This is a genomic window from Rhizobium sp. 01T444 (genome assembly GCF_056398305.1).
Window position 1 is genome coordinate 1 of sequence record NZ_JBFTPD010000177.1, and the last position, 708, is coordinate 708.

At 69.5% G+C, this 708-nt stretch carries 1 protein-coding gene; it reads right to left on the reverse strand.

What is annotated here, in order from left to right; translation table 11 throughout:
* The coding region (locus AC1DTN_RS37835; RefSeq protein ID WP_477925264.1) for a trans-sulfuration enzyme family protein at nt 1-708 on the reverse strand (708 nt) is incomplete at both ends.

The window sequence follows — 708 nt, forward strand, 5'->3', positions numbered from 1 at the left end:
GCCTTCCATCTGGCGCCTCGCCAGTTCATGCTGCGGGTGCGAAGGAAGGCCCGGATAGTGCACGCGCGCCACCTGCGGCTGCTGTTCGAGCCATTGCGCAAGCACCTGCGCGTTGCCGCAATGCCGCTCCATGCGCAGCGCCAGCGTCTTCACGCCGCGCAGCGTGAGAAAGCTGTCAAAGGGGCCGGCGATCGCGCCCACCGCGTTCTGCAGGAAGCCCAGGCGCTCGCGCAGCGGCTCGTGCCGCGCCTCCCGGCCGACGATCGCGATGCCGCCGATCACGTCCGAATGGCCGTTGAGGTATTTGGTGGTCGAGTGCACGACCACGTCGAAGCCCAGCTCCAGCGGACGCTGGACCCAGGGGCTCGCGAAGGTGTTGTCGGCCACGCTGATGATCCTGCGCTCGCGGCAGATGTCGGCGATGGCGCGCAGGTCGGCCAGGCGCAGCAGCGGATTGGTGGGAGTTTCGACCCAGACCATGCGCGTGTCGGGCTGCAGGGCGGCGAGCAGACCGGCCGGATCGGTGAGGTCGACGAAGCTGAAGCGGTGGCCCGCGCTGCGCGCGCGCACGCGCTCGAACAGGCGGAAGGTGCCGCCATAGACGTCGTCGCCCGAGACGATGTGCGAGCCGGCGTCCAGCAACTCGAGCGTGGTCGAGATGGCCGCCAGGCCGGAAGCGAAAGCGAAGGCCGCCGAACCGCACTCGAG